This is a genomic window from Candidatus Cloacimonadota bacterium (genome assembly GCA_020532355.1).
Taxonomy (GTDB): Bacteria; Cloacimonadota; Cloacimonadia; order Cloacimonadales; family Cloacimonadaceae; genus UBA5456.
The window spans coordinates 1-2,862 of sequence record JAJBBD010000207.1; the positions used below are offsets into that span (position 1 = coordinate 1).

Here is a 2,862-nt window from a genome sequence, read left to right on the forward strand (position 1 = left end):
CCACGGGGTAGATCAGTCCGTCCAGGATGCTGTGTTCATCTCTCACCTTGTCATCTTGCACAAGCTCACCTGCGCCGAAATTGATGGCATTGAGCTAAGTTGCGATGTTTAAACCTATTATAGTATTACGGGACAGGGTGTTTGGAAAAGAGGGTGAGGAGGGTAAAGTGTTAAAAATGAATAAGATGAGATAATATTGAAGGTTTGGAAAAAATTGGAGATTTTGGGGGTTGGTTCGACAGGGTGTTTGGAAATTGCGACAAGAGGTTTGGAAAAGATACGGGTGGAGAATGATGGCTGTAATGAGGGAGTTGTGTTGCGAAAGAATAAATTATTTTGAGGTTTCCTTTAGTGATTTGAGGATGGCTTCAATGAGGAATCGGCGTGGTTTGAGTTCATTGTATTTCATTTTACGAGCGATAGCCCAGGCGAGTGAGTGGTAGCGATCGGCGAGCTCTTGTTGTTTTTGAGAGAGTTTTGCTCTTGAATTGAGGTGAACGGAGAGCTTTACACCTGGGGCAGTGTGCGAGAGCAGGCGTTTTTTTCGAGCCCACTCTTCGATGGGTGCAATTGGAGGCATTTTGCCGGCTTTTCTGCCCTCGTGGACGTATTGGGCATGGGGTGCGATCTCTTCATCTGCAAAGACGTCTATAGTTAGTTTTTGCGGGTCTACCTTAGTTTTGATGGCTCGTCTGAGCTTTCCCCAGGCTACGATCTTATCCCGGTCTATGATCGCGATAGCGTTTACTTCTATGCGATTGGCGAGATCGTTCAGGATGGCGGTTACATGCTGTTTAGGATTATTCATGATAAGCTCTTCCGGAGATTTCGATTTCGTGAGAGATGGGGTCGTAGGAAAGTTCCAAGGGACGGATATGGTAGTGATCGAAGACAGCTATTGAGTTCAGAAGCTCGTAGGGATGGGACAGCCCCAGGGAGGAGTAGTCTTCACTATAGAGGTGGGTATTTAGGCGCGCATCGAAGGGGGAGGCTTCCAGAGTGAGACGATAATGCTTACTGATGGCATCCAGGACAGCCTGGGAAGCGACGGCAACGGGCGTAAGCTCCGGAGCAGAAGTATCAGCAGTATCAAGCTCAAACTCGATAGGATCGGCGAAGTATGCCACCGGGAGTTCATCATCCTGGCGGTTTTTGATGTAGAAGGAGTAGTTATCTACGGTTATTACAGCGTTTGCGACGCGGAGAAGCTCGCCCAGGAGGTCTTTGGCTTTGTATTCTCCGGGAACGATTTCGATGCTTTCCAGGGTCGCCGGACCAGAATAGTAGGCAGTGGATCCGGAGATTCGATATTCTGCAGATAAAGACACTTGACTCAGAAGATCCGGAGGGTTGGGATTATCCCATGGCTCGGCATAATAACCTTCATTGTGTTCATCATTGTGTTCATCATTCTCTTCTACGAGGGATATGCTACCCATGGTGACAAGGTATTTGCGGTAGCGGAGGTGTTGGAACCATGTGTAGGGATTCCCAGCCCGATGGCTGTATTGCCAAAAAATGAGATAGATGTTATGGTTATCAACTTCAAAACCATACCGGATAGTATGAGAAGTGCCCGGAGCAGACTGATATCTGATCGAGTTTGAATCCAGTAACACATGATCCACCAGGGTAAAGGGCAGCCATTTTGATTGATCGTATGGTAAGTGGGCATACTGGTAGTTAATGGGCCCAATACAGAGAATCAAGCGCAGAACATCGGCATTGGTGTAGCTATCGGTATCTGGTTCACCATTCATTGCCAGGGGATGGATGATAGAGCCGATAATGGAGGGGATAGTAGCCACCGGATTGATGTATTGATCGGTAAGATTGATGAGCCGATCGGAAGCAAGCTGGAGGATGAGCCCCAGGTAGTCCAAGAGTTCCAGTTCCACCGTCTTCGCGGAAAGTGAGAGATATTCCACCGAGAAGGATGATTCCGGCAGGACACCTGTGTAGATGAGGCTATTGGCATCGTCGTAGATGAAGGCGGCAAAGGTATGGAATCCGGCTTTGATCTCGCGCAGAGAGCCCACCAGGATGGACTCAAGAGTGTCATCCATGAGCAGTTTAACCTTGGCAGAGCGGGCTTCCTGGCTCCAGTAATCGATACCGGAAAGACTGAGCGGATCGAGCTCCAGCTCCAGGAGGGAGTCGGATTGGTAGAGGATGGTGGTGATGCGCTTTATTATGAGTTTCATGATGTTATCCTTTATCAAGCGTCAAGATGACGCTTCTACCTTGGCGGCTTCGAGTTCCTGGCGGTGCCGGATGCATTTGATGTAGCTATTAAAGACATTGTAATCGAACCAATCGGCATAACGCTCGAGGACTATCTTATCCACGGCGAGGATGCGCTGTTTGAAGGCTTCGGGGATGGTATCCCATTCTTCTTCCATACCAAGGCGGTTGAACATTTCCAGTTCGTCTGTAGAATCATCGTCTTCGAAGTAATCGATGATGTATTCATATTGTCTTACATCTATATCAGTGGTCATTCTTGACACTCCTTTTGAAACATATTGATCTGATAACATCATAACCTTCCCGTGAACATTTGGATCAAGATTTTGCATGATCTTTTCGATCTGTTTGGGATGAAAAGTTTTAAGGCATTTCTTGTCAAGGCTAAAAACGGCAAAATCATGATACTGGGATCCCCTCAATTCTCTAACCCTGGGATCCCAGACATAGAGATTGAGCGTGCGATCGCGGGCAGAGATGGCGAGTCCCATCTGTTTGAGTGGATTCCTTAGCAGATCAGAGACCTTAGCCATGTATTCGACCTGAGTAGAGACCCCGAGATCGCTTTTGTGCTTTGCCAGGTGTTCAAAGAGCTTATCGCGGGAAGCGTATTCA

General features: G+C 47.7%; 3 protein-coding genes. All 3 read right to left on the minus strand.

Going from position 1 to position 2,862, the window contains the following annotated elements; genetic code table 11:
• Positions 1-331: 331 nt before the first annotated feature.
• Positions 332-808, minus strand: a complete 477-nt coding sequence (locus LHW48_07150; GenBank protein ID MCB5260234.1) for a hypothetical protein — start codon at positions 806-808, stop codon at positions 332-334.
• Positions 801-2,204 carry a hypothetical protein gene (locus LHW48_07155; GenBank protein MCB5260235.1) on the minus strand — a complete coding sequence of 468 codons (1,404 nt, stop codon included), beginning with the start codon at positions 2,202-2,204 and terminating at the stop codon, positions 801-803. The genes LHW48_07150 and LHW48_07155 overlap by 8 nt, the downstream gene beginning before the upstream one ends.
• A gap of 21 nt (positions 2,205-2,225) precedes the next feature.
• Positions 2,226-2,862 (minus strand): hypothetical protein (locus LHW48_07160; GenBank protein ID MCB5260236.1); only part of this gene is annotated, 637 nt, incomplete at its 5' end.